Consider the following 19296-nt stretch of genomic DNA (forward strand, 5'->3'; position numbering starts at 1 on the left):
CAGGCAACAAGACCGCAATTTTCATCAACACCCGAAGGAGAAACCATGAAGACGATCCAATTTCTGAAGACCGCAGGTAGCATTGCTTGTATCGCATTCGCACTGAACGCTACGGCGCAGACCAGCGCGTCGGCTCCGTCGGCTTCGTCCGAAACCATCGGCGAACACGTCGACGACGGCACCATCACCACCAAGGCCAAGGCTGACCTGCTGGCCGCGAAGAACGTCAAGTCGACACACATTCACGTGAAGACGCGCAAGGGCGTGGTGTGGCTCACGGGTTCGGTGCCTTCGGCTGACGACAAGGCGGCAGCCGAGGAAGTCGTCAAGGCCGTGAAGGGTGTATCGAGCGTCAAGAACCATCTGAAGATCGCCGCTCAGTAAGAGCGAACGATCTGAACGGGAAGCGCTGGCTTCGGTTAGCGCTTCCCGTTGCTCAAGCAGAAGGAAAGACAAAAGCCGTCCGATAATGCGACGGCTTTTTTTGCGGGCAGACGGTTCTTGTTGCGAGCCGAACTTTTACGGCGACCGGCGGCGGCTCAACCTCACCTACCGAACTATTGAGCTACTGAGCCGCCGCAAAAAACCAGCGCCGTTTCCAGCGCCAGTTCGTTCACCCAGATTTAACGCCGTGCAGCCGCGTATTGATCGCGCAGATCACGCACGCGATCATGGTTCTGCAATACGCCCTGATACTGCCGCTCGACCAGCGCACGCACATCCGCCGGCAATTCCTTTTCCAGCGCGTCGTGGTAGCGCTTCTTCGCGACGTCCTCGCCCTTCTCACATTCGGCCAGAATGTCGTGATCGCTGCGATCGGTCACTGCCGACTTCACGTCGACCCAGCCGCGATGCAGCGCGCCGCTCATGCTGCCGCCCGTTTCGGGTTTGCCGCCGAGCGCCTGAACCGCATCCTGCAACTCACGCGCGCCACGCGTGCAGTCCTCGGCGCGCGAAAGAAACAGCGTTTTCAGTTGAGCATCGTGAGCGTCTTCTGCTGCTTTGCGAAAGCCCTTCTCGCCATCCTTCGACGTTTCGACCAGATCGTTCAGCACGGAAACAACGTTCGTAGCCATTCAATACCTCCAAGGGTTTCGTTAGTCATGAATCCGCCGCCGGACACGTCACGCTATTACCAGCGCTCGCAATCCAGCTGCGGGGTTCGTTGATGTATCCGCACGACGCGTGCCCGGCGCACATCGCAGCGGATGGCCCTGGCGACACGTCGGCTAACACTTCCAATCTTGCCAATCCGCGTAGATTATTCCCGCCCCACTACTAAACGGAGCACCGCAAAGCCGCGCCCGGCGTGCTTTCGGCCAATGGCACGGTGGTTGCTTAATAAGCTCGCCCGCAGCATGCCGTGCAGCGCAATGACCCACTGCAAGACGTGCCGATGAATTGAAAACAATGGGCAGGCAACAACGACAGGGAGCATCCACCATGAAGATCAGGAGCACGGAATGTCTGGTCGCCGTCGCGATCATCACCTCGGCGACCGTGATGCAGATTCGCGAACATATGCAACCGCGTGAAGCGGCATCCCCGAGCGCGCAAGTCGCGTCGCCCTCGTGCGGGGCGACGCACGATGGCCCCGTGCCAGCCGCTTGCGAGCCGACGAGGGATGACCATCAAACGGACCGCACAACCCGGCGCCCACGCAGCGCTCCGCAAATCTGGGTCTGAGCGGATCTTTGCAGGACGGCTCCGGCCGTCTACGTCCCTGATGGAGTGAACACGACGCCCACAAGAAAACGGTCCGACCTGAGAGTCGGACCGTTTGGCTAAACACCCTGGCTGAGCACCGCGTCAAACCTCACGTCGGCGAGCCAGTCGAAGAGAAGCGTGAACTCAAGCCTCTTTACCTACGCGTGATTTTCCCGAAACTCGTTGAGCGGCACAGGTTTCTTCAAAGGATCGAAGTCCGCCCAACGCCCTTGCTGCCAGCGGCCGCTCGCCCGCTCGATTGCAACGCCGCCTGCTTCGCGCAGCACGCGCGCGGCGTCGAACTGGTTGTCCGGCGACACATGCACCGCGACCAGCACGCCGGAATCACGCGTTTCCTCGTGAAATGGCGATCGGTGGCCAGCCTGGCCGCCCTCGCGCGTGCGTGCCATCGCCCCGACCAGCGAGCCCACGTAAGCGCCGACACCCGCCGCGATCAACGACACGATGACCGGCGCCGAAAACGCCGCGAAGATCGCCACCCCCACCACGGCGCCGGCTACCGCGCCGATGGTGACACCCAGGCCGGCGCCTTTGGGCGCACCTTTCGCGCCGGCGTCCGTACCGGTATCGCCGCCAATCGGATAACGCGCATGCTGTCCGCGCGGATTCACGAAAAACAGCGTGACGTCTTCTTCGACGAACCCTGCATTGAAGAGCTTTTGCGCCGCATCTTCAGCGGCGGGAAAAGTCGTGAAACGTGCTGCGACGATGAGTGACATGAGGCCTCCTTGCATCGTTGAATGGCGATTGCGGACTCAGCCGCCGCGGCTCGCTGCGCCATTCGGCGCGCTCGAGCGGCGACATGCGCGGGCACTATGCCGCGGTGCCGCGATCCGGTTCCATGCCTTCCACTCTGAACAGTCCACTATGCAACACTACGCCTTCTCCGTTGTTCTGGTCGAGCGCTTCCGCGCAGACCGAACGGATGCGGTGACGGCCTTTGTCGAAGGCCGACATGAGCGTTGCTTCGAGCGCGGAATCGGCGCCGAAATGGTCCTCGAGCGCTTCCGCGGTAATCGCGCACACAACCGCTTCGCCGTCCACCCGCGCCAGAAAACGCACGGTCAGATTCGCTCCGTCGAAGTCCGGCTTGTCGTCGGAAAAAGTGATCTGCATAAGGGAATCCTCATAGGCCGGCCGAGGCAGGATCGCGTTCATGACGAACCCTTCATTGCGCCGGCGAGTTGCTGCGCCATCGCGAGATGATGTTGGATGGTCGGCAACGCGTGCATTGCCGCTGCCTTGAGCTGTGAGTCGGTGCCGCTCGTGCTTTCCTGCTGGAACAGGTCGACCGCGCGCTGATGCGCTTCCACGCCAATCTGCTCAACATACGCCTGATCGAACTCCTTGCCCTTGAGCGTCTGCAGTTTGCCCACCAGCGCGGAATCCGCTGAAGGCGTCGCAGTAAAGCCCTTTTTCGACACGAGCGCCGCCATGCCATGCGAGAGTTTTGTGTGATCCGCAATCATCTGCTGGGCGAACTTCTTCACGTGCGGGTCGCTGGAGTTTTTCAGCGCGATCCTGCTGGCAGCGATTTCGGTGGCGTCGGACTTCGAGGCATCCTGAACGAATTGCTGGTCCGCAGGCGAGAGCTTCGTGCCGCTGACGGGCGCATCACTGGCCGGCGCGTCGCTGGCTTGCGCATAGACCGCGCCAATGGACGCTGCGCTCAAACTTAGCGCGACCGTCATCGCTTGTAGGGGATACCGGAATTTCATGCATTTTCTCCCTGTTCGACGGATACCGCGAAGCGGACCGGGCTGGACGAAGCGGCGCCATTCGCTCGATCGGCACGCCTCGCTCGCCACCCGCCTATGCCGCCTTGCGCGCGGACAGCTGCCCAATCAGCGCCCGGTTGAAAGCCGGCAGATCATCGGGCTTGCGGCTGCTGATCAGATTGCCGTCCTCGACCACTTCCTTGTCCACCCACGTACCGCCCGCGTTGCGAATGTCGTCCTGCAGGCTCGGCCAGCTCGTGAGCGTACGTCCCTTGATGATTCCCGCCGACACCGGCAACCACCCGCCATGGCAGATCACCGCGATCGGTTTCTTCGCGCTGTCGGCTGCCTTGACGAAGGCCTGCGCTTGCGGCAGCACACGGATTGCATCCCCGTTCACCACGCCGCCGGGTAACACCACGGCGTCGTAGTCGTCAGCGCTTGCCTTGTCGAAAGTCAGATCGACCTCGACGGCATCACCCTTGTCCACGTGCTTGAAACCTTGAATCTTGCCGGGCTTGGCGGAAATGACGTGCACCGTTGCACCCGCTTCCGCGAGCGCTCGTTGCGGCTCGGTCAATTCGGCCTGTTCGAAACCATCTACCGCGAGTACCGCCACCTTATAGCCATTCAGCTTGCCAGCCATGCGTGCTCTCCTTCATTCAGTGCCGGGGCCGCGTCTCGCGCGGCTTGACCGGTTTATGAGTAGTCAATCAGCAATAGACGTGCCTGTGCGGCGGGCCGCCGCAGGCGCCTTCATTCCAATGCCTTGTCTGTTCAATCCCTGCGTCATCCAACCTTGCCTGCCGATGCCGTCAAAGACCGTGCGGATCGTCGTCGAGGCCGTCATCGTCGTTGGCGAGCGGATCGATGATCCGGTCGGGTTCGATATCGCTATCCGGCACGAGCGTCGAATCACCGTCCGCCGCGGCACGCTCGCCCGTGCCGGCGCGATCCGTGTCGCTGCCGAGTTCCGAGTCGCCGGTTTCGAGTGCGTGGTTGTCCAGTTCCGAATCCACGTCAAATTCATGACGCTTTGCGCCGGCGACATCGCTGCCGCTATCGGACGAATCACTCGGACCGAGCGCACCTGTCGTGCCGGAGGTTTGTTTGACGACCTGTTGCGGCTCGTCATCAGGATTAAGTGTGCTGCTCATGGCGCTCTCCTTCGTTCGGTTAATCGGTACCCGTATCGAGTGGGCGCAAGGACCGTTCCGCTGTTTCACGAAGCAACCGCGACCCGGCACGCAAAAGCCCACGCCGCGCGTTAGGCACTGCCTTTGCTTGACGCAGTCATGGGCGCGAAACGCGCCTCCTGCTTGAAACTTCTACCTGCGACGATGGCTGCCACGACCACTCCGATTCAAAGCCGCGCTGAACGTACAGACCGCATGGACGACGAGCGCGCAAAACCACCCGCTGCTGCCGACATGCCGCCGGGCTTGCGCCATGCCGACGACGCGAAACCCGGCATCACGCGCAAGCGCGAGAACGGCGGATTCGCGTACTTCGACGTGGCGGGCAAACGCATCGACGACGAGGACGAAATCAAACGCATCAACGCGCTCGCGATTCCGCCCGCTTATGAAAATGTCTGGATCTGCCCGGACGCGCGTGGGCACATTCAGGCAACCGGCCCCGATGCGCGCGGCCGCAAGCAGTACCGCTATCACCCGCGCTGGCGTGAAACGCGCGACGCCGACAAATACGAACGTATGGCCGAGTTCGGCCGCGCGTTGCCGAAGATTCGCGCGCGAGTCGCGCGCGATCTGAATCTGCCGGGCATGCCGCGCGACAAGGTCATCGCCGCGATCGTGCAATTGCTCGACACGACGCTGATCCGGATCGGCAGTGTCGAATATGCGCGGGACAATCAGTCATACGGATTGACGACGCTGCGCAAGAAACACGTGAAGATCGAGGCCGGCCGGTTGCGTTTCAAGTTCCGGGGCAAGAGCGGCATTGAACACGACGTGACGGTCAACAATCCACGTATCAAGCGCATCGTGCGGCGTTGCGCTGAATTGCCGGGCCACGACCTGTTTCAGTATCTCGACGACGATGGCACCCGCCGCACCGTCGGCTCCGCCGACATCAACGATTACTTACGCCGTGCGAGCGGCGCGGACTTCACCGCCAAGGACTACCGCACGTGGGCCGGCAGCGTCTACGCGTTGGCCGCGCTGCGGCGGCTCATCTGCAGCAGCGCGGCGGAAGCGCGCCGGCACGTCGTGGCGACCGTCAAGGACGTGGCCACGCTACTGCGCAATACGCCGGCCGTGTGCAAGCGCTGCTACATCCACCCCGCGGTGATCAGCGCATTCGAAGCAGACGAATTGCAAAATCTCGCGCCGGGTCAAACGCGGCGTGGGCTGAAAGTCGACGAGGTGGCGTTTGCCGCGCTCCTCGCGCACGCCGAAAAACGAGCGGCGAAGCTCGCGCGCCAGGCGGGCGCGAAAGGTCGCAGGGCGCGGGAGTCGGTGGTGACGGAGAGCATCGACACGTCGCTCACGAGTTTGCTGAAAAAGTCGCGAAAGGTGCGCAAGGCAGCGGCAGCGAAGACCGATGCGAAGGCCGGCGTGCAAGCGGCCTGAAGAGCAAGTGCGACGAAGTCTGGCGGCATCGCCGCCTTCGAATGCACATCCGTGCGCGCGCTTCGCCAATCCGGACGAAATAATTTCAAACAAGTCAGCACGCTTTACGCGGTGTTCGAAACGCTCGCAGATGGTTTGCGCAATGCAGACACGCTCTCGAACACAACACGTCTCTGCTGCGCCGCATGTGCCTCTCTCGAAGATCGAAGGAACGCCCGTTGCTCAAGCTTCAACATACCCACCTTGTAGAGGAGTCACATCATGATCAACCAGACACAAACGCAAGCAGGGCTGCGTCAGGGCGAAGGCGCCCGAATCGTCGGCAAAGGCAGCGCGACTGCGGACGGTCCCGGGCCGGACGTGATGGCCGCTGCCACGCTCGATGGCAATAAGGTGCTCAGCAGCGACGGCGAGGATATCGGCAAAATCAAGGACATCATGCTCGACGTCAATTCGGGGCGCGTCGCGTATGCGGTGCTTTCGAGTGGCGGCTTTCTCGGCATTGGCGACAAGCTGCTCGCCATTCCATGGCATGCATTGACGCTGGATACAGAGCAAAAATGCTTCGTGCTGAACATGACCGCCGAACGCGTAAAAAACGCACCGGGCTTCGACAAGGACCATTGGCCGGCGATGGCCGATCAGACATGGGCCACGTCCGTGCATCAGTACTACGGCAGTGAACCCTACTGGGGCCGCGACCGTTACGATCGACGCGACGACTACGGTGTCGACGACATTCCGCCCGCGTCGTCCGATGCGCCGGAAGCAGGCGGCCTGAAGTTGTAAAGCACGCTCACGGCGGGCGCATGCGGCTATCCGGTCGCCGCGCCCGCGCGGATGCGCCGGCATGCCGCCTCTGCGGCAGCCGGCGCATTTCACTTTGAGCGGGCCGTTGCGAGCCACCAAAGCCGCGCAGAAGCGCGCGCACATGCCGATAAGGAGCCTCTGCCATGGCCACCCGAAAAACCACGAGCAAATCGAAACGCCCCGTCGCGCGCGGCAAGTCAGGACGGCCACCACGCCAGCGGCATGCCCAGGCCCACGCTGCGCATCGCGCGAAAAGCCCCCAGAAGTGGTCGCATCATGTGATGGAAACCAGTGACGCAATGGACATCCAGCACGACATTTTCAAAACCGGCAGCGCGGAGTCGATCGCACAATCGCTCAAGCAGTCGTCCACGCGAAGCCGGCGCCGCAAGGGCACACCGTTCCAGTCGGCCATGTCGATGCTGAACTTCTATATCAATCGCGCGGGCAGGAACCTGCCGAAAGCGCGCCGTGATACCTTGCAACAGGCCAAGCGCAAGCTGCGCGAAGCATTCGGACGCGCGCCATGAAAAAGACGCGTCGGCGCGCGTTTCTTCATCAACCGGTCAAGCATGCAGCACCTGCATGCGAGCCCTCACCGGATGCTCATGCACGAAACTTTGTGGTTTCTGATCGTTGGCGGCGTGCTCGTTTTCATGGGTCTCGCGGCAACGACACTCCGGCGGCTGCCCATCAGCGCCGCCATGTTTTACCTCGCGATCGGCTACGTCCTCGGGCCGCCCGGTATCGGGCTATTGCGTCTGGACATGATCGCGGACGCGCATCTGCTGCGCATTTTCACTGAAGTCGCGCTACTGGTCTCCCTGTTTGCCATTGGCCTGCGCTTGCGGCTAGGCATGCTGGAAAAGCTCTGGACCGTGCCGCTGCGGCTCGGCTTCCTTGCCATGCTGGCGACTATTCCGCTGCTGACGCTCTTCGGCGTGTACGTGCTGCATCTGGGCTGGGGGCCGGCCTTGCTGCTCGCGGCGATACTCGCGCCAACCGACCCGGTGCTCGCCCACGATGTGCAAGTGCACAATCCAGGCGACCTCGATTTGCTGCGCTTCGCGCTCTCGGGCGAAGGCGGTCTGAACGACGGCATCGCACTGCCCTTCGCGCTGCTCGGTCTCGCGCTGTGCGCCGCGCCCTCCGCTGAAGCGGGTGACCTGCTGAACCTGAAGCTCGCGGGCAGCGTTGTGTGGGGCGTGGCGGGGGCGCTCGCCATTGGCGGCGTGCTCGGCTGGGCCACGACACACGCGGTGGCGTGGCTGCGCACGCGCCACGCGCAGGCGCTCGGGCTCGAAGGTTTCTTCGCGCTCGGCCTGATCGAACTGTGTTTCGGCGTCGCGCAACTCGCGCAAACCTACGGTTTTCTGGCCGTGTTCGCGGCCGGCGTCGCGATGCGCCGCGTCGAACACCGCGCGAGCGGCGGCATGTCGGCTCGCAAGGCGATCGGCACCGTCGATTCCGAAGACGTCGAAGCGACCGCGGCGAATCCAAGCAAAGCGCATGCGTTCATGACGGAGTCGGTGCTCGGTTTCACGATCGAACTCGAACGCATCGCCGAAGTCGCCGTCATGGCAATGGTCGGCAACGTACTCGCCACGATGACCGCACCGCTCTTCACCTGGCAAACCGTTTCGCTCACCGTTGCGCTATTCGTGCTGGTGCGGCCGGTGTCGGTGGAATTGTCTCTGGTGGGCTCGAGCGCAACGCCGACCCAACGGCGGCTGATGAGCTGGTTCGGCATACGTGGCATCGGCTCGTTTTACTACCTCGCGTACGCGCTTGAAAACGGCAGCGCGGCCAACGTCGCGCCGCTCGTGCCGCTCACGCTCGCCGTGATCGCGGCATCTGTCGTCGTCCATGGCGTCTCGGCGACACCGTTGATGAACTGGTATCACCGGCTGCGCAGTCGTGAAGGTTAGCCACGATCATTGAGCGGCGTGAATTCCCGATGCTTTCCATTGGCATGCGCGGGCGCGCCTGTCTTCACGCGAAGCTAAATTGAATCGCTAGAATACGGGACCTTCATGCCGCAACAAGGCCTCTTACCTTCAATGACCTCACGCGACGATTCAGAACGTACGGCACGGGCGAGCGCCGCCAACTCGCTGTTTGCATTTCTCAAGGCATTGCCGCCCCGCGAGCGTTTAATGGAAGGCAGCTTCATGGCCGTGCAGGCCGTCGCGGGCGCGAGCCTCGCGTTCGCCATCGGCCGTGCGCTGCATACCGAGCAGGCCTTCTGGGCGTGCATCACGGCGATTGCGGTCAGCCAGCATAGCTATATCGACACCCGCAACCTGTCGCGCGATCAATTCATCGGCGCGATGGTCGGCGGCTTGTGCGGACTCGTGGGCACGACGCTCGGCGCCGGTTATTTCGCGGCCTACGCGGCCACGGTCGGCGTGGCGATCATCATGTGCTGGATCCTGAACGTGGGTAGCGCGGCGCGTCTGGGCGGCATTACCGCCACGATCATGTTGCTGGTGCCGGGCATCGGCCCGGCGTGGGACAAAGCCTTGATGCGCCTCGGCGAGGTGACGCTCGGCACGGTCTGCGCACTGCTGGTGGCGTTTCTCATGACGTGGATCGAGCAGCGCTGGTTCGGCAAACCGACCAAGGCCTAGCTAGCCCGGCGTCACATCGTTGTCGTGCGGAGCACGCCGGTAACGTCCGGGCGTCACCCCCACGCTTTGCTGAAACGCCTTGCCGAAGGCCGCCTCCGACTGATAGCCCACCGCTTCGCCGATCTCGGCCGCGCTACGCTGCGTTCGCCGCAGCAGATCGCACGCAATCGTCATACGGATCTGCGTGAGAAAGTCCATCACGGTCATGCCCGCGCGCTCATTGAAATGGCGCGCGTAAGTCGCGCGCGACATGGCCGCGAGCTCGCCGAGTTCGGCAATGGTCCACGCCCGCTCGGGAGCGCCCAGCATGCCTTGCACGGAAGCACCGAGACGCGCGTCGGCGAGCAGCGCGAGCACGCCTGAAGTCGACGCGTTGCGCTCGCCGTGCGCGCGCAACGCCATCGCGAAGAGCGCCTGGCTCAATGCGGTAACGATGGCAAGGGCGCCCGCCTGGCGTCGTTCGGCCTCGGTGCGCATCAGCGCAATCAGCGTTTGCAGCGAGCCCAGCGTTTGCATGCCGCCTAGCGAGACGTGAAACGGATCGGGCAATGCGTTCAGCAACAACGCCGACGACCCCGGGGCGTAAATGAAGCGGCCACACAGAAGATCGATGTCGGCAGGCACCTGCGCGTCATTGCTGCCATCGTTGCGGCCGTCGTTGCGCCGCACGGGCAACATGCCGTCATGGCCGAGCGTCAATGGCGCGGTGGCCGCCAGCCGCTTCACGTCGCGCACACGATGCGCCGCGCCACGCGGAAACAGCATGAAGTCGCCCGCGCTCAGGGCGTGCTGCGCGCCGTCGGCGGTTTCGACGATGCACGCGCCGTCCAGCACGAGGTGAAACGGCGCAATGCCCGCTTCCATCGGATCGTGATCAATGTCGAAGGCGCCCAAGAGCTGGCAACGCAGATCGAGACTGGCTTGGGGCCGCGCCAGGTCGATCAGTCGGCTAAGCGTATCCATGAGACGATCGCGCTAAAAGTTGAGCGAATCGAGTATTCAGGATATCGCCGTGCAGCGCAATACTTGTCTCACGACGCCGGCACCCGCCGACGCGCAGCAGACAAGGAGCATTGCCATGTTGAACTGGATCGAATACCGCAAAGAACTGTTCGGCCGCATCGGCGAAATCGCCAAACTGTCGCCGGATACCGTCAGGGCGTATCAGGCGATGTCGAGCGCCGGCCAGAAGAAAGACCTGCTCGGCGCCAAGACGCGCGAACTGATTTCGCTCGCCGTGGCGGTGAGCCTGCGCTGTGACGGTTGTATCACCGTGCACACTGCCGAAGCGCTCAAGCTTGGCGCGACGCGCGACGAAATCGCCGAAGCGCTGGGCGTCGCGGTCGCCATCAATGCGGGCGCCGCGATGGTGTATTCGGCTCGCACGATGGACGCCGCCGCGGCTTATGCGGCGCAAGCAGCGGACGCGGCCTGAGTCGATGCGAGGAGCAGGCGGCGCTCGGGGCATGGGCTGATGCGAGGAGCAGGCCGTACCCCGCCGCCTGGACCGATGCGAGGAGCAGGCTGTACCCCGCCGCCTGGACGATGCAAGGAGCAGGCTGTACCCGCCGCCTGGACCGCCACACGAACTGAGCGGCGGCGCGTGGAGCCACCTGATCTGTCACGCTACATACGGTCCACGCGCGGCCCGCTCCACTTCGGTCCACTGCTACTCCGGATGCCGCGCCTCTTCCAACTGCTTGCGGCGCGGCTCGCCCTGACGTTCCAGCATCCAGCCCGGATATTCTGCGGGCAGCGAGCTAACCTGATCGAGCCGGGCGAGTTCGTCCGCCGTGAGCGAAACGCCGGTCGCCGCAATGTTATCGTCGAGTTGCCCGACCTTTTTCGCGCCGACGATCACCGAGGTCACCACGCGCTGATGCAGCAGCCACGCGAGCGCGATCTGCGCCACCGACACCTGCTTCGTCCCGGCGATCTCACGCATCACGTCGATACAGTCGTAGGCGCGCTCGCGGTTGACCGGCGGAAAATCGAAGGTCGTGCGACGGCTACCCGCTTCGCCCTGCTGCTCGCGTCCGTATTTGCCGCTCAGCAAGCCGCCCGCGAGCGGACTCCACACCATCAGCCCGAGGCCCTCGCTGCGCAACATCGGCACGAGTTCACGTTCGAGATCGCGGCCCGCGAGCGTGTAATACGCCTGCAGCGTCTCGAAGCGCGCAAGCCCAAGCCGCTCCGAGATGCCGAGCGCTTTCACGATCTGCCACGCGGCCCAGTTCGACACGCCGACATAGCGCACATGGCCGTGCTGCACGAGCGTGTCGAGCGCGCGCACGGTTTCTTCGATCGGCGTGGCCGGGTCGAAGCCGTGGATCTGATACAGGTCGACATGATCGAGCTGCAAACGCTTCAAACTTGCCTTCACGCCGTCGATGATGTGGTAGCGCGAAGCGCCGCGCGCGTTGGGAAACTCGCCCGTCTGGCCGAACACCTTGGTGGCCACCACCACTTTGTCGCGCGGCACCTTGAGGTTCTTTAGCGCCTGGCCCGTGATCTGTTCGGACAGACCTTCTGCGTAGACGTCGGCTGTGTCGATGAAATTGATGCCCGCATCGAGCGCCCGGCCAACCAGACGCTCCGCGTCGCCCTGCTGCAGATCGCCGATCTGCTTCCACATGCCCTCGCCACCGCCGAAGGTCATCGTGCCCAGACATAGCTCTGAAACAAACACACCGGTACGGCCTAACTGGTTGTATCGCATCGTTGAGACTCCATCATGGATTGGTGGATCGGTGAGGCGTAGAGAGTACTGCAATTAGCAAAATCCGGCAGAGCGTGAAAACGCGTGCGAAGGCAGTCGAAAGCGGGCATGCATTTGTTTCAAACTCCTTACGATCTGAATGACTGTGCTCCGGGCGTGCCGCTTTACCCGGACGGCAAAAATTGCCGCCGTACCAGCGCTTTAGCGGCAACCTGCGTGGCCGGCAAACAGGGTTGGGCAAAACTCGCGCAAACCTGCCAGACTGGCTGCTGATCCACACACGCGGCGCGCTCCCGCCGCCCTCTGGATATGGCACGCCTCGCCCCCATCTATGCCAGCATGACCTCGGCCACCACCACCTCTGCCGCTGCCCTGGATGCGGCTCCCGGCACCGCCTCGGGTTCCATCGCGACGCCCGCCGTGGAGCGTTCGACGGCCGATGCGCTGGCCGATTTCCATCCCGCGGTCGCGAGCTGGTTCCTCAAGCGCTTTCCCGCCCCGACCGAAGCCCAGGCCGCTGCGTGGCCGCAGATTCGCCGTGGCCGCTCCACGCTGGTGGCCGCGCCGACGGGTTCGGGCAAGACTTTCACCGCCTTCCTGTCCGCGCTCGACGATCTTGTCCAGCAGGGGCTCGCCAACGGCGGCGTACTTCCCGACGAAACGCTGGTGGTGTACGTTTCGCCGCTCAAGGCGCTATCCAACGACATCCGTCTCAATCTGCAATTGCCGTTGCAAGGCATCGCCGCGGAACTCGAAGCGCGCGGCTTGCCGGCGCTGGACATTCGTACCGCCGTGCGCACCGGCGACACCACGCAGCAGGAACGCAACGCGTTGAAAAAACGCGCGCCGCATATCCTCGTCACCACGCCTGAATCGCTTTACGTGCTGCTCGGTTCGGATTCGGGACGCCGCATGCTCGCAACCGTGCGCACGGTGATCGTCGATGAAATTCACGCGCTTGCCGGCGGCAAGCGCGGCAGCCATCTTTCGCTCAGCCTGGAGCGTCTGGACGCGCTGTGCGGGCGGCGTTTGCCGCGCATCGGGCTGTCGGCGACGCAAAAGCCGGTGAGCGCGGTCGCGCGCTTTCTGGTGGGCGGCGGGAGTATCGACAGCGGCATTCCCGCCGATTGCGCGATCGTCGACGTGGGTCATGTCCGGGCGCGCGACCTCGCGCTCGAGATCCCGCCGGTGCCGCTCGAAGCGGTGATGCCCAACGAAGTGTGGGAGCGCGTCTACGACCGTCTAGCCGAACTGGTGGCGATGCACCGCACCACGCTGATCTTCGTCAACACGCGGCGCATGGCCGAGCGCGCCGCGCGTCATCTGACCGAGCGGCTCGGCAAGGACGTGGTCGCCGCGCACCACGGCAGCCTTGCCAAGGAACATCGGTTCGACGCCGAACAGCGCCTGAAACGCGGCGAACTGCGCGTGCTGATCGCCACCGCTTCGCTGGAGCTCGGCATCGATATCGGCGATGTCGATCTGGTCTGCCAGATGGGTTCGCCGCGCGCGATCGCACCGTTCCTGCAACGCGTCGGACGCTCGGGTCATCATGTCGGCGGGATGCCCAAAGGCCGGCTTTTTCCGGCGTCGCGCGACGATCTGATCGAATGCGCCGCGCTGCTCGATTGCGTGCGGCGCGGCGAACTCGACGCGCTCCGTATTCCGCGCGCGCCGCTCGACGTGCTCGCCCAGCAGATCGTCGCGGAAGTGTCGAGCGCCGAATGGAACGAAGACGCGCTGTTCGACATGATGCGGCGCGCCGCACCGTACGCGGATCTGACGCGTGAACAGTACGACGCCGTGCTGCGCATGCTCGTGGAAGGCTATACGAGCCGCAATGGTCCGCGCGGCGCGTACATCCATCGCGACGTGGTGAGCGGCACGCTGCGCGGCCGGCGCGGCGGCAAGCTCGTCGCGGTCACTTCGGGCGGCACGATTCCCGAGAATGCCGACTATGCCGTGGTGCTCGAACCGCAGGCGATCAATATCGGCACCGTGAACGAGGATTTCGCCGTCGAAAGCCTGGCCGGCGACGTGTTTCAGCTCGGCAACGCGTCATACCGGATTCTGCGGATCGAAAGCGGGCGCGTGCGGGTCGAGGACGCGCAGGGACAGCCGCCGAATATTCCTTTCTGGCTCGGCGAAGCGCCGGGGCGCAGCGACGAACTGTCGTTCGGCGTCGCGCGTTTGCGCGAGCAGATCGGGCGTCTTCTCGAAGGGACGGATTCGGTGATGCCGGCCGTTTCTGTGAATGAGGGCGGAGCCGAGGTTGAAGCCGAAGCTGAGGTAGTATCCGAAGCCGAAGCCGAAGCCGCAACGCTACCCGCCCGCCTCGACCACGCGACCGACTGGCTCATCCACAACCTCGGTCTCGACGAAGCCGCCGCACGCCAGATCGTCGACTATCTCGCCCGCGCGCGCGCCGCGCTCAGCGTGCTGCCCACGCAGAACACGCTGGTCATGGAGCGTTTCTTCGACGAATCCGGCGGCACCCAACTCGTGATCCACGCACCGTTTGGCAGCCGCGTGAACCGCGCGTGGGGTCTCGCGCTGCGCAAGCGGTTTTGCCGGACCTTCAACTTCGAACTGCAAGCCGCCGCCACCGAAGACGCGATCGTCCTCTCGCTGACCGGCAGTCATTCCTTCGTGCTCGACGACGTGTGGCGCTATCTGCATTCGAACAGCGCGGAGCATCTGCTGATTCAGGCGCTGCTCGACGCGCCGCTGTTCGGCGTGCGCTGGCGCTGGAACGCGACCACCGCGCTCGGCTTGCCGCGTTACACCGGCGGGCGCAAAACCGCGCCGCAATTGCAGCGCATGCGCAGCGAAGATTTACTGGCGAACGTGTTCCCCGAGCAGGCGGCGTGTCTGGAGAACGTAGTGGGCGAACGCGAACTGCCGAGTCATCCGTTAGTGGACCAAACCGTCGACGACTGTCTGCACGAAGCAATGGACAGCGAACGCTGGCTCGCGCTGCTGCGCCGTATCGAACAGGGCGACATTCAACTGGTTGCGCGCGACTTGCCGGCGCCCTCGCCGCTCGCGGCCGAAATCCTCAATGCAAAGCCCTACGCGTACCTCGACGACGCGCCCATCGAGGAACGCCGCACGCAAGCCGTGCTGAGCCGCCGCTGGACGGACCCGTCGAGTGCCGACGATCTTGGCGCGCTGGATGCCGGCGCTATCGAAAGCGTGCGCGACGAAGCATGGCCGCAGGCGCGCAATGCCGACGAGATGCATGAGGCGTTGACGGGCCTCGCCTGCATCACCGAGGCCGAAGCGCGTCGTCACGATGGCTGGCCGGCGTGGCTCGCGGCGCTGGCCGAATCCGGCCGCGCCACCCGGCTGTGGATAGCCGACGGCGACGCCGTGTGGCTGCCGGTCGAGCGCCTCACCTGTTTCGAGTCGCTCTATCCGGGCGCCAGCTTTGCGCCCCTGCTCGCCGCGCCGAAAGGCTATAGCGAGAGCTGGACCGCCGAGGACGCCCTGCTCGACGTGCTCCGCGCGCGTCTGACGGGCTTCGGGCCGCTGCCGGTCAGCGCGATTGCCGGGGCGCTGCACTTGCCGGCGGCATCGGTCGAGCAGAGCCTGATGCGCCTCGAAGCCGAAGGCTACGTGATGCGCGGGCGCTTCACGCCGCAAGCGGGCGAAGAAGAATGGTGCGAACGTCACCTCCTTGCGCGCATACACCGGTACACGGTGAAGCGCCTGCGCCGCGAAATCGAGCCGGTGGAACGGCACGACTTCATGCGCTTTCTGTTCGAGTGGCAACACTTGACGCCGGACACGCGCAGCGAAGGACGCGACGCCCTCGCTGCGGTGCTCGACCAACTCGAAGGCTTCCAGGCCGCGGCAGGCGCGTGGGAGGAAGACATTCTGCCCGCACGCGTGAAGGCGTATGCGAATACTTCGCTCGACGAACTATGCCGCGCCGGCAAGATAGTCTGGACCCGACTGACGGAGCGCGCACGCGGCGCCGCCGGGCCGGTCCGCAGCACGCCCATCGTGCTGCTGCCACGCGTGCAAGTGCGCGTGTGGAGCGCGTTGCTCGATCCGTCGAAGCAACCGGAGTTGTCGTCCCGCGCGCAAAGCGTGTACGACGCGCTCGTGCAACACGGCGCGATGTTCTTCGACGAACTGCTGGCGGAGGTTCGCGTATTGCGTATGGAACTGGAGAGCGCACTGGGCGAACTGGTGGCCGCGGGTCTCGTGAATTCAGACAGTTTCGCGGGCCTGCGTGCGCTGCTCAAGCCGGTGGCCAAACGCAATGCGTTTTCCAGCAACCGGCGCGCGCGCTCGAGCGCGCTGATCGGCGGCATGGACGACGCGGGCCGCTGGGCACTCGTTACCCGTCCCACCGCTGCTGTGGCGTCCGCGACCGCGCCGGAGCAGCGTCGCCGGCAATTGCCGCCGGAAGTCCTGGAGCATGTCGCAATGACGCTATTGCGACGTTACGGCGTGGTGTTCTGGCGACTGCTCGAACGCGAGGCGGATTGGCTGCCGCCATGGCGAGATCTTTTGCGCGTGTTCCAGCGGCTCGAAGCGCGTGGTGTGATTCGCGGCGGGCGTTTTGTGAATGGGCTCGCGGGCGAACAATTTGCCCTGCCTGAAGCGATTCCGGTACTGCGAGAAGTGCGACGGCATGCGAACGATAGTGCTTTTGTGTGCGTAGCAGGCACGGACCCCTTGAATCTCGCGGGCACTTTGCTTGTTGGCGAACGCGTCCCCGCGGTAGCGGGCAACCGGATTCTGTATCGCGACGGTGTCGTGGTAGCCACGCTGGTGGCAGGGGCTTTCTGGTTCGATCCCTTGCTGGAAACGGTTCCCTCCGAGAGGGAACAGGCTCGTGCATGGCTCGCGCGGCGTTTTTGACCGCTGGGCGCGCGTATCGGCGGTCACAATTTCACGACTAATTCAGCGTAAATCAACCCTAAAGACAGCAGGTTTACCAACCGTTAATCTTTCTAAGCCCGAACGCCAGCCGCTTCGCTACAATGGGGACAGTCTTAAGTATGATGAAGACTGTTTGCCGACTCCGCCTTCAAGACGGCCAACGGCACACACCGCCCGGGGATCTCATGAACGACGACCAACACGACCAGGTGCTTTTTGCCCAGTTCGGCACAAGCAGCCCATGCTGGCGTCTGTCGAACGACAGCAACGCGCTCGAACTCACGCCCGTCACCGGCGATGTGCCTGCCAATGTCGCCATTCCTCTGAATCCTCAGCAGGCCTCGCAAATCCGTTGCCTGACCGGCGTGACCTCGCATCTCGTCCTCGACGTTCGGCTGTTCGGCGAGCCGTTGCGCCTGCATCTGGTCGGCAAGAAGCTCACCAGTAACTCCTGGGCCGGCACCGCCTCCGCTTATGACGACACCGAGTCCGTCGCGCGCGATCTGGTCCACGGCCTCTCGTTCGCCGAGCAGGTCGTGTCCGAAGTGAATTCGGTCGTCGTGATCGTCGACCGGCACGGCCGGATACAGCGCTTCAACCGGCTCGCGGAGGAGCTCACGGGCGTCAAGGAGGAAAACATCATCGGCCGCAACGTGTGGGCGCTGTTCATGTCCACCGAAGACGGCGCGGCCTCCAGTCAGAACATTGCGGGCTTCTTCAATCGCGGCGTGTCGTACGAAGTCGAGCGGCGCGTCAAAACGGTGCATGGCGAACGGCTCTTCCTGTTCCGCAACAAGTTCGTTCACAGCGGCAGCGGCGTCGAAGAACAATTCCTGATCTGCTCGGGCACCGACATCACCGAGGAACGGCTCGCGCAGGAACGCCTCACCGAACTGGCGAATACCGACTCGCTCACCGGCCTCGCGAACCGCAACGCGATCCAGGACAAAATCCGCACCGCCATTGAAGACGCCGCGCCGGGCGAAGAAGTCGGCGTGCTGTTTCTCGACCTCGACAACTTCAAGAAGGTCAACGATCACTACGGCCACGTGTTCGGCGACCGCCTGATTCGCGACGTGTCCACCGCCATCGGCCTCTGCCTGAACGAAGGCGATACGCTTGCGCGCCTGGGTGGCGACGAATTCATCGTGCTCGCGGCCAAGGGCAAGGCGCGCGAACTCGAAGCCACCGCGCAGCGCGTGCTCGAACGCATGCGCACGCCGTTCAGCCTCGGGCTCGTGGAGGTCTACACGGGCTGCTCGATCGGCATCGCGTTGTATCCGGAACACGGCGACAGCCTCGAATCGCTGATCCGTTCCGCCGACACCGCCATGTACGTCGCCAAAGACGAAGGCAAACGCACGCACCGCGTGTTCTCACCGGAAATGAACCGCAAGGTCGCCGAGTATATGTGGCTCGACACCAACTTGCGGCGCGGTCTCGAAGAGGGCCAACTGACTCTGCATTACCAGCCAAAACTGTCGCTCACCACCGGCGTGGTCCAGGGCGCCGAAGCGCTGGTGCGCTGGAATTCGCCGGAGCGTGGGCAAATCATGCCGGCCGAGTTCATCCGTTATGCGGAAGAGTCCGGCTTGATCGGCGTGCTCGGCCGCTGGGTCATGGAAACGGCCGCAAAACAGGCCGCCAAATGGAAAGCCGACGGCTACAACCTGCGTATCGCGATCAACGTGTCGGCGCGGCAACTCGTCGATACGGCGGTGGTCCGCCATTTCACGGAGGCGCTGCAGAACGCGAATCTCGACCCCTGCCTGATCGATCTCGAACTGACCGAAAGCTGCCTGATCGAAGACGAAACGGCTGCGATCGACCTGATCAAGCAGTTCCGCCAACTCGGCGCGCAGGTTCATCTGGACGATTTCGGCACGGGCTATTCGTCGCTGTCGCAGCTCGGCCGTATTCCGCTCGACGTCATCAAGCTCGACCGCAGCTTCGTGCGTTCGATCAACGCCGACACCAAGGCGCAAGCGCTGGTGCGCTCCATGGTGGTCGTCGCGCAGGAGCTGAATTTCAAGGTGGTCGCCGAAGGGATCGAGACCGAGTCGGAAGAATTGTTCATGAAGGGCCTGGGCGTCGACTACGTGCAGGGCTTCCTGTACGGCCAGGCCATGCCGGCGCCTGAATTCGAACGCTGGTTGCAGGATAGACAGAAGCTCAGACTGATCGCCTGAGCCTCCGTGCGC

17 protein-coding genes are annotated in these 19296 nt (G+C 63.8%); 9 read left to right on the top strand and 8 right to left on the bottom strand.

Going from position 1 to position 19296, the window contains the following annotated elements; genetic code table 11:
- Positions 1-45: 45 nt before the first annotated feature.
- Positions 46-384 (top strand): BON domain-containing protein, encoded by a 339-nt coding sequence (locus tag P0D68_RS16390; RefSeq protein ID WP_408186403.1) that lies wholly within the window; start codon positions 46-48, stop codon positions 382-384.
- 239 nt (positions 385-623) lie between these two features.
- On the opposite strand, the gene P0D68_RS16395 is transcribed toward P0D68_RS16390, so the two are convergent.
- From P0D68_RS16395 to P0D68_RS16420, 6 genes are all read right to left on the bottom strand, one after another.
- Positions 624-1076: a PA2169 family four-helix-bundle protein gene (locus P0D68_RS16395; protein ID WP_091808027.1), complete on the bottom strand. Its 453-nt coding sequence runs from the start codon at positions 1074-1076 to the stop codon at positions 624-626.
- 789 nt (positions 1077-1865) lie between these two features.
- Entirely contained in the window at positions 1866-2447 is a 582-nt protein-coding gene (locus P0D68_RS16400; protein WP_091808021.1) for a glycine zipper domain-containing protein, read from the bottom strand.
- Positions 2448-2541: 94 nt separating this feature from the next.
- Positions 2542-2886 carry a DUF1488 family protein gene (locus P0D68_RS16405; RefSeq protein WP_091808019.1) on the bottom strand — a complete coding sequence of 115 codons (345 nt, stop codon included), beginning with the start codon at positions 2884-2886 and terminating at the stop codon, positions 2542-2544.
- Positions 2883-3446, bottom strand: a complete 564-nt coding sequence (locus P0D68_RS16410; protein ID WP_408186404.1) for a DUF4142 domain-containing protein — start codon at positions 3444-3446, stop codon at positions 2883-2885. The genes P0D68_RS16405 and P0D68_RS16410 overlap by 4 nt, the downstream gene beginning before the upstream one ends.
- Positions 3447-3540: 94 nt before the next feature.
- The gene (locus P0D68_RS16415; protein WP_091808015.1) at positions 3541-4092 is read right to left on the bottom strand and encodes a type 1 glutamine amidotransferase domain-containing protein; all 552 of its coding nucleotides are present in this window, start codon (positions 4090-4092) and stop codon (positions 3541-3543) included.
- 169 nt (positions 4093-4261) lie between these two features.
- Positions 4262-4603: a chemotaxis protein gene (locus tag P0D68_RS16420; protein ID WP_408186405.1), complete on the bottom strand. Its 342-nt coding sequence runs from the start codon at positions 4601-4603 to the stop codon at positions 4262-4264.
- Between the two features lie 234 nt (positions 4604-4837).
- On the opposite strand from P0D68_RS16420, the gene P0D68_RS16425 reads away from it, so the two are divergent.
- The 5 genes from P0D68_RS16425 (at position 4838) to P0D68_RS16445 (ending at position 9480) form a co-directional block, all read left to right on the top strand.
- Positions 4838-6040: a DNA topoisomerase IB gene (locus P0D68_RS16425; protein WP_408297535.1), complete on the top strand. Its 1203-nt coding sequence runs from the start codon at positions 4838-4840 to the stop codon at positions 6038-6040.
- Positions 6041-6301: 261 nt separating this feature from the next.
- On the top strand, positions 6302-6829 hold the full coding sequence (locus P0D68_RS16430) for a PRC-barrel domain-containing protein (protein WP_091808010.1): 528 nt from the start codon (positions 6302-6304) through the stop codon (positions 6827-6829).
- A 164-nt stretch (positions 6830-6993) separates the two neighbouring features.
- Positions 6994-7380, top strand: coding sequence for a DUF3175 domain-containing protein (locus P0D68_RS16435; protein WP_408297533.1), 387 nt, complete (start codon positions 6994-6996; stop codon positions 7378-7380).
- A 78-nt stretch (positions 7381-7458) separates the two neighbouring features.
- Positions 7459-8778, top strand: a complete 1320-nt coding sequence (locus P0D68_RS16440; RefSeq protein ID WP_408186408.1) for a cation:proton antiporter — start codon at positions 7459-7461, stop codon at positions 8776-8778.
- 132 nt (positions 8779-8910) lie between these two features.
- Positions 8911-9480, top strand: coding sequence for an FUSC family protein (locus P0D68_RS16445; protein WP_408297531.1), 570 nt, complete (start codon positions 8911-8913; stop codon positions 9478-9480).
- Here the strand turns inward: P0D68_RS16445 and P0D68_RS16450 are convergent, their stop codons facing one another.
- Complete coding sequence (locus P0D68_RS16450) at positions 9481-10443, bottom strand: cupin domain-containing protein (RefSeq protein ID WP_408297529.1); 963 nt, start codon at positions 10441-10443, stop codon at positions 9481-9483.
- A gap of 115 nt (positions 10444-10558) precedes the next feature.
- Here P0D68_RS16450 and P0D68_RS16455 point away from each other — a divergent pair, with 115 nt between their 5' ends.
- Positions 10559-10915, top strand: coding sequence for a carboxymuconolactone decarboxylase family protein (locus tag P0D68_RS16455; protein ID WP_091809253.1), 357 nt, complete (start codon positions 10559-10561; stop codon positions 10913-10915).
- Between the two features lie 234 nt (positions 10916-11149).
- On the opposite strand, the gene P0D68_RS16460 is transcribed toward P0D68_RS16455, so the two are convergent.
- Entirely contained in the window at positions 11150-12199 is a 1050-nt protein-coding gene (locus P0D68_RS16460; RefSeq protein WP_408297527.1) for an aldo/keto reductase, read from the bottom strand.
- Between the two features lie 309 nt (positions 12200-12508).
- On the opposite strand from P0D68_RS16460, the gene P0D68_RS16465 reads away from it, so the two are divergent.
- Both P0D68_RS16465 and pdeR read left to right on the top strand, forming a co-directional pair.
- Positions 12509-17074: a DEAD/DEAH box helicase gene (locus P0D68_RS16465; protein WP_408297525.1), complete on the top strand. Its 4566-nt coding sequence runs from the start codon at positions 12509-12511 to the stop codon at positions 17072-17074.
- Positions 17075-17280: 206 nt separating this feature from the next.
- A complete protein-coding gene (gene pdeR / locus P0D68_RS16470) occupies positions 17281-19284 on the top strand; it encodes a cyclic di-GMP phosphodiesterase (protein ID WP_091808001.1) in 2004 nt (667 codons plus the stop codon).
- Positions 19285-19296: the final 12 nt, after the last annotated feature.

Origin of the sequence: Paraburkholderia sp. RL17-380-BIE-A, assembly GCF_046028085.1 — a bacterium.
Lineage (GTDB): Bacteria > Pseudomonadota > Gammaproteobacteria > Burkholderiales > Burkholderiaceae > Paraburkholderia.

Bases quoted from the DNA above. Each gene is read 5' to 3' on its own strand.
- P0D68_RS16390 (WP_408186403.1), top strand. From the start codon at position 46: ATGAAGACGATCCAATTTCTGAAGACCGCAGGTAGCATTGCTTGTATC.
- P0D68_RS16395 (WP_091808027.1), bottom strand. From the start codon at position 1,076: ATGGCTACGAACGTTGTTTCCGTGCTGAACGATCTGGTCGAAACGTCG.
- P0D68_RS16400 (WP_091808021.1), bottom strand. From the start codon at position 2,447: ATGTCACTCATCGTCGCAGCACGTTTCACGACTTTTCCCGCCGCTGAA.
- P0D68_RS16405 (WP_091808019.1), bottom strand. From the start codon at position 2,886: ATGAACGCGATCCTGCCTCGGCCGGCCTATGAGGATTCCCTTATGCAG.
- P0D68_RS16410 (WP_408186404.1), bottom strand. From the start codon at position 3,446: ATGAAATTCCGGTATCCCCTACAAGCGATGACGGTCGCGCTAAGTTTG.
- P0D68_RS16415 (WP_091808015.1), bottom strand. From the start codon at position 4,092: ATGGCTGGCAAGCTGAATGGCTATAAGGTGGCGGTACTCGCGGTAGAT.
- P0D68_RS16420 (WP_408186405.1), bottom strand. From the start codon at position 4,603: ATGAGCAGCACACTTAATCCTGATGACGAGCCGCAACAGGTCGTCAAA.
- P0D68_RS16425 (WP_408297535.1), top strand. From the start codon at position 4,838: ATGGACGACGAGCGCGCAAAACCACCCGCTGCTGCCGACATGCCGCCG.
- P0D68_RS16430 (WP_091808010.1), top strand. From the start codon at position 6,302: ATGATCAACCAGACACAAACGCAAGCAGGGCTGCGTCAGGGCGAAGGC.
- P0D68_RS16435 (WP_408297533.1), top strand. From the start codon at position 6,994: ATGGCCACCCGAAAAACCACGAGCAAATCGAAACGCCCCGTCGCGCGC.
- P0D68_RS16440 (WP_408186408.1), top strand. From the start codon at position 7,459: ATGCACGAAACTTTGTGGTTTCTGATCGTTGGCGGCGTGCTCGTTTTC.
- P0D68_RS16445 (WP_408297531.1), top strand. From the start codon at position 8,911: ATGACCTCACGCGACGATTCAGAACGTACGGCACGGGCGAGCGCCGCC.
- P0D68_RS16450 (WP_408297529.1), bottom strand. From the start codon at position 10,443: ATGGATACGCTTAGCCGACTGATCGACCTGGCGCGGCCCCAAGCCAGT.
- P0D68_RS16455 (WP_091809253.1), top strand. From the start codon at position 10,559: ATGTTGAACTGGATCGAATACCGCAAAGAACTGTTCGGCCGCATCGGC.
- P0D68_RS16460 (WP_408297527.1), bottom strand. From the start codon at position 12,199: ATGCGATACAACCAGTTAGGCCGTACCGGTGTGTTTGTTTCAGAGCTA.
- P0D68_RS16465 (WP_408297525.1), top strand. From the start codon at position 12,509: ATGGCACGCCTCGCCCCCATCTATGCCAGCATGACCTCGGCCACCACC.
- pdeR (WP_091808001.1), top strand. From the start codon at position 17,281: ATGAACGACGACCAACACGACCAGGTGCTTTTTGCCCAGTTCGGCACA.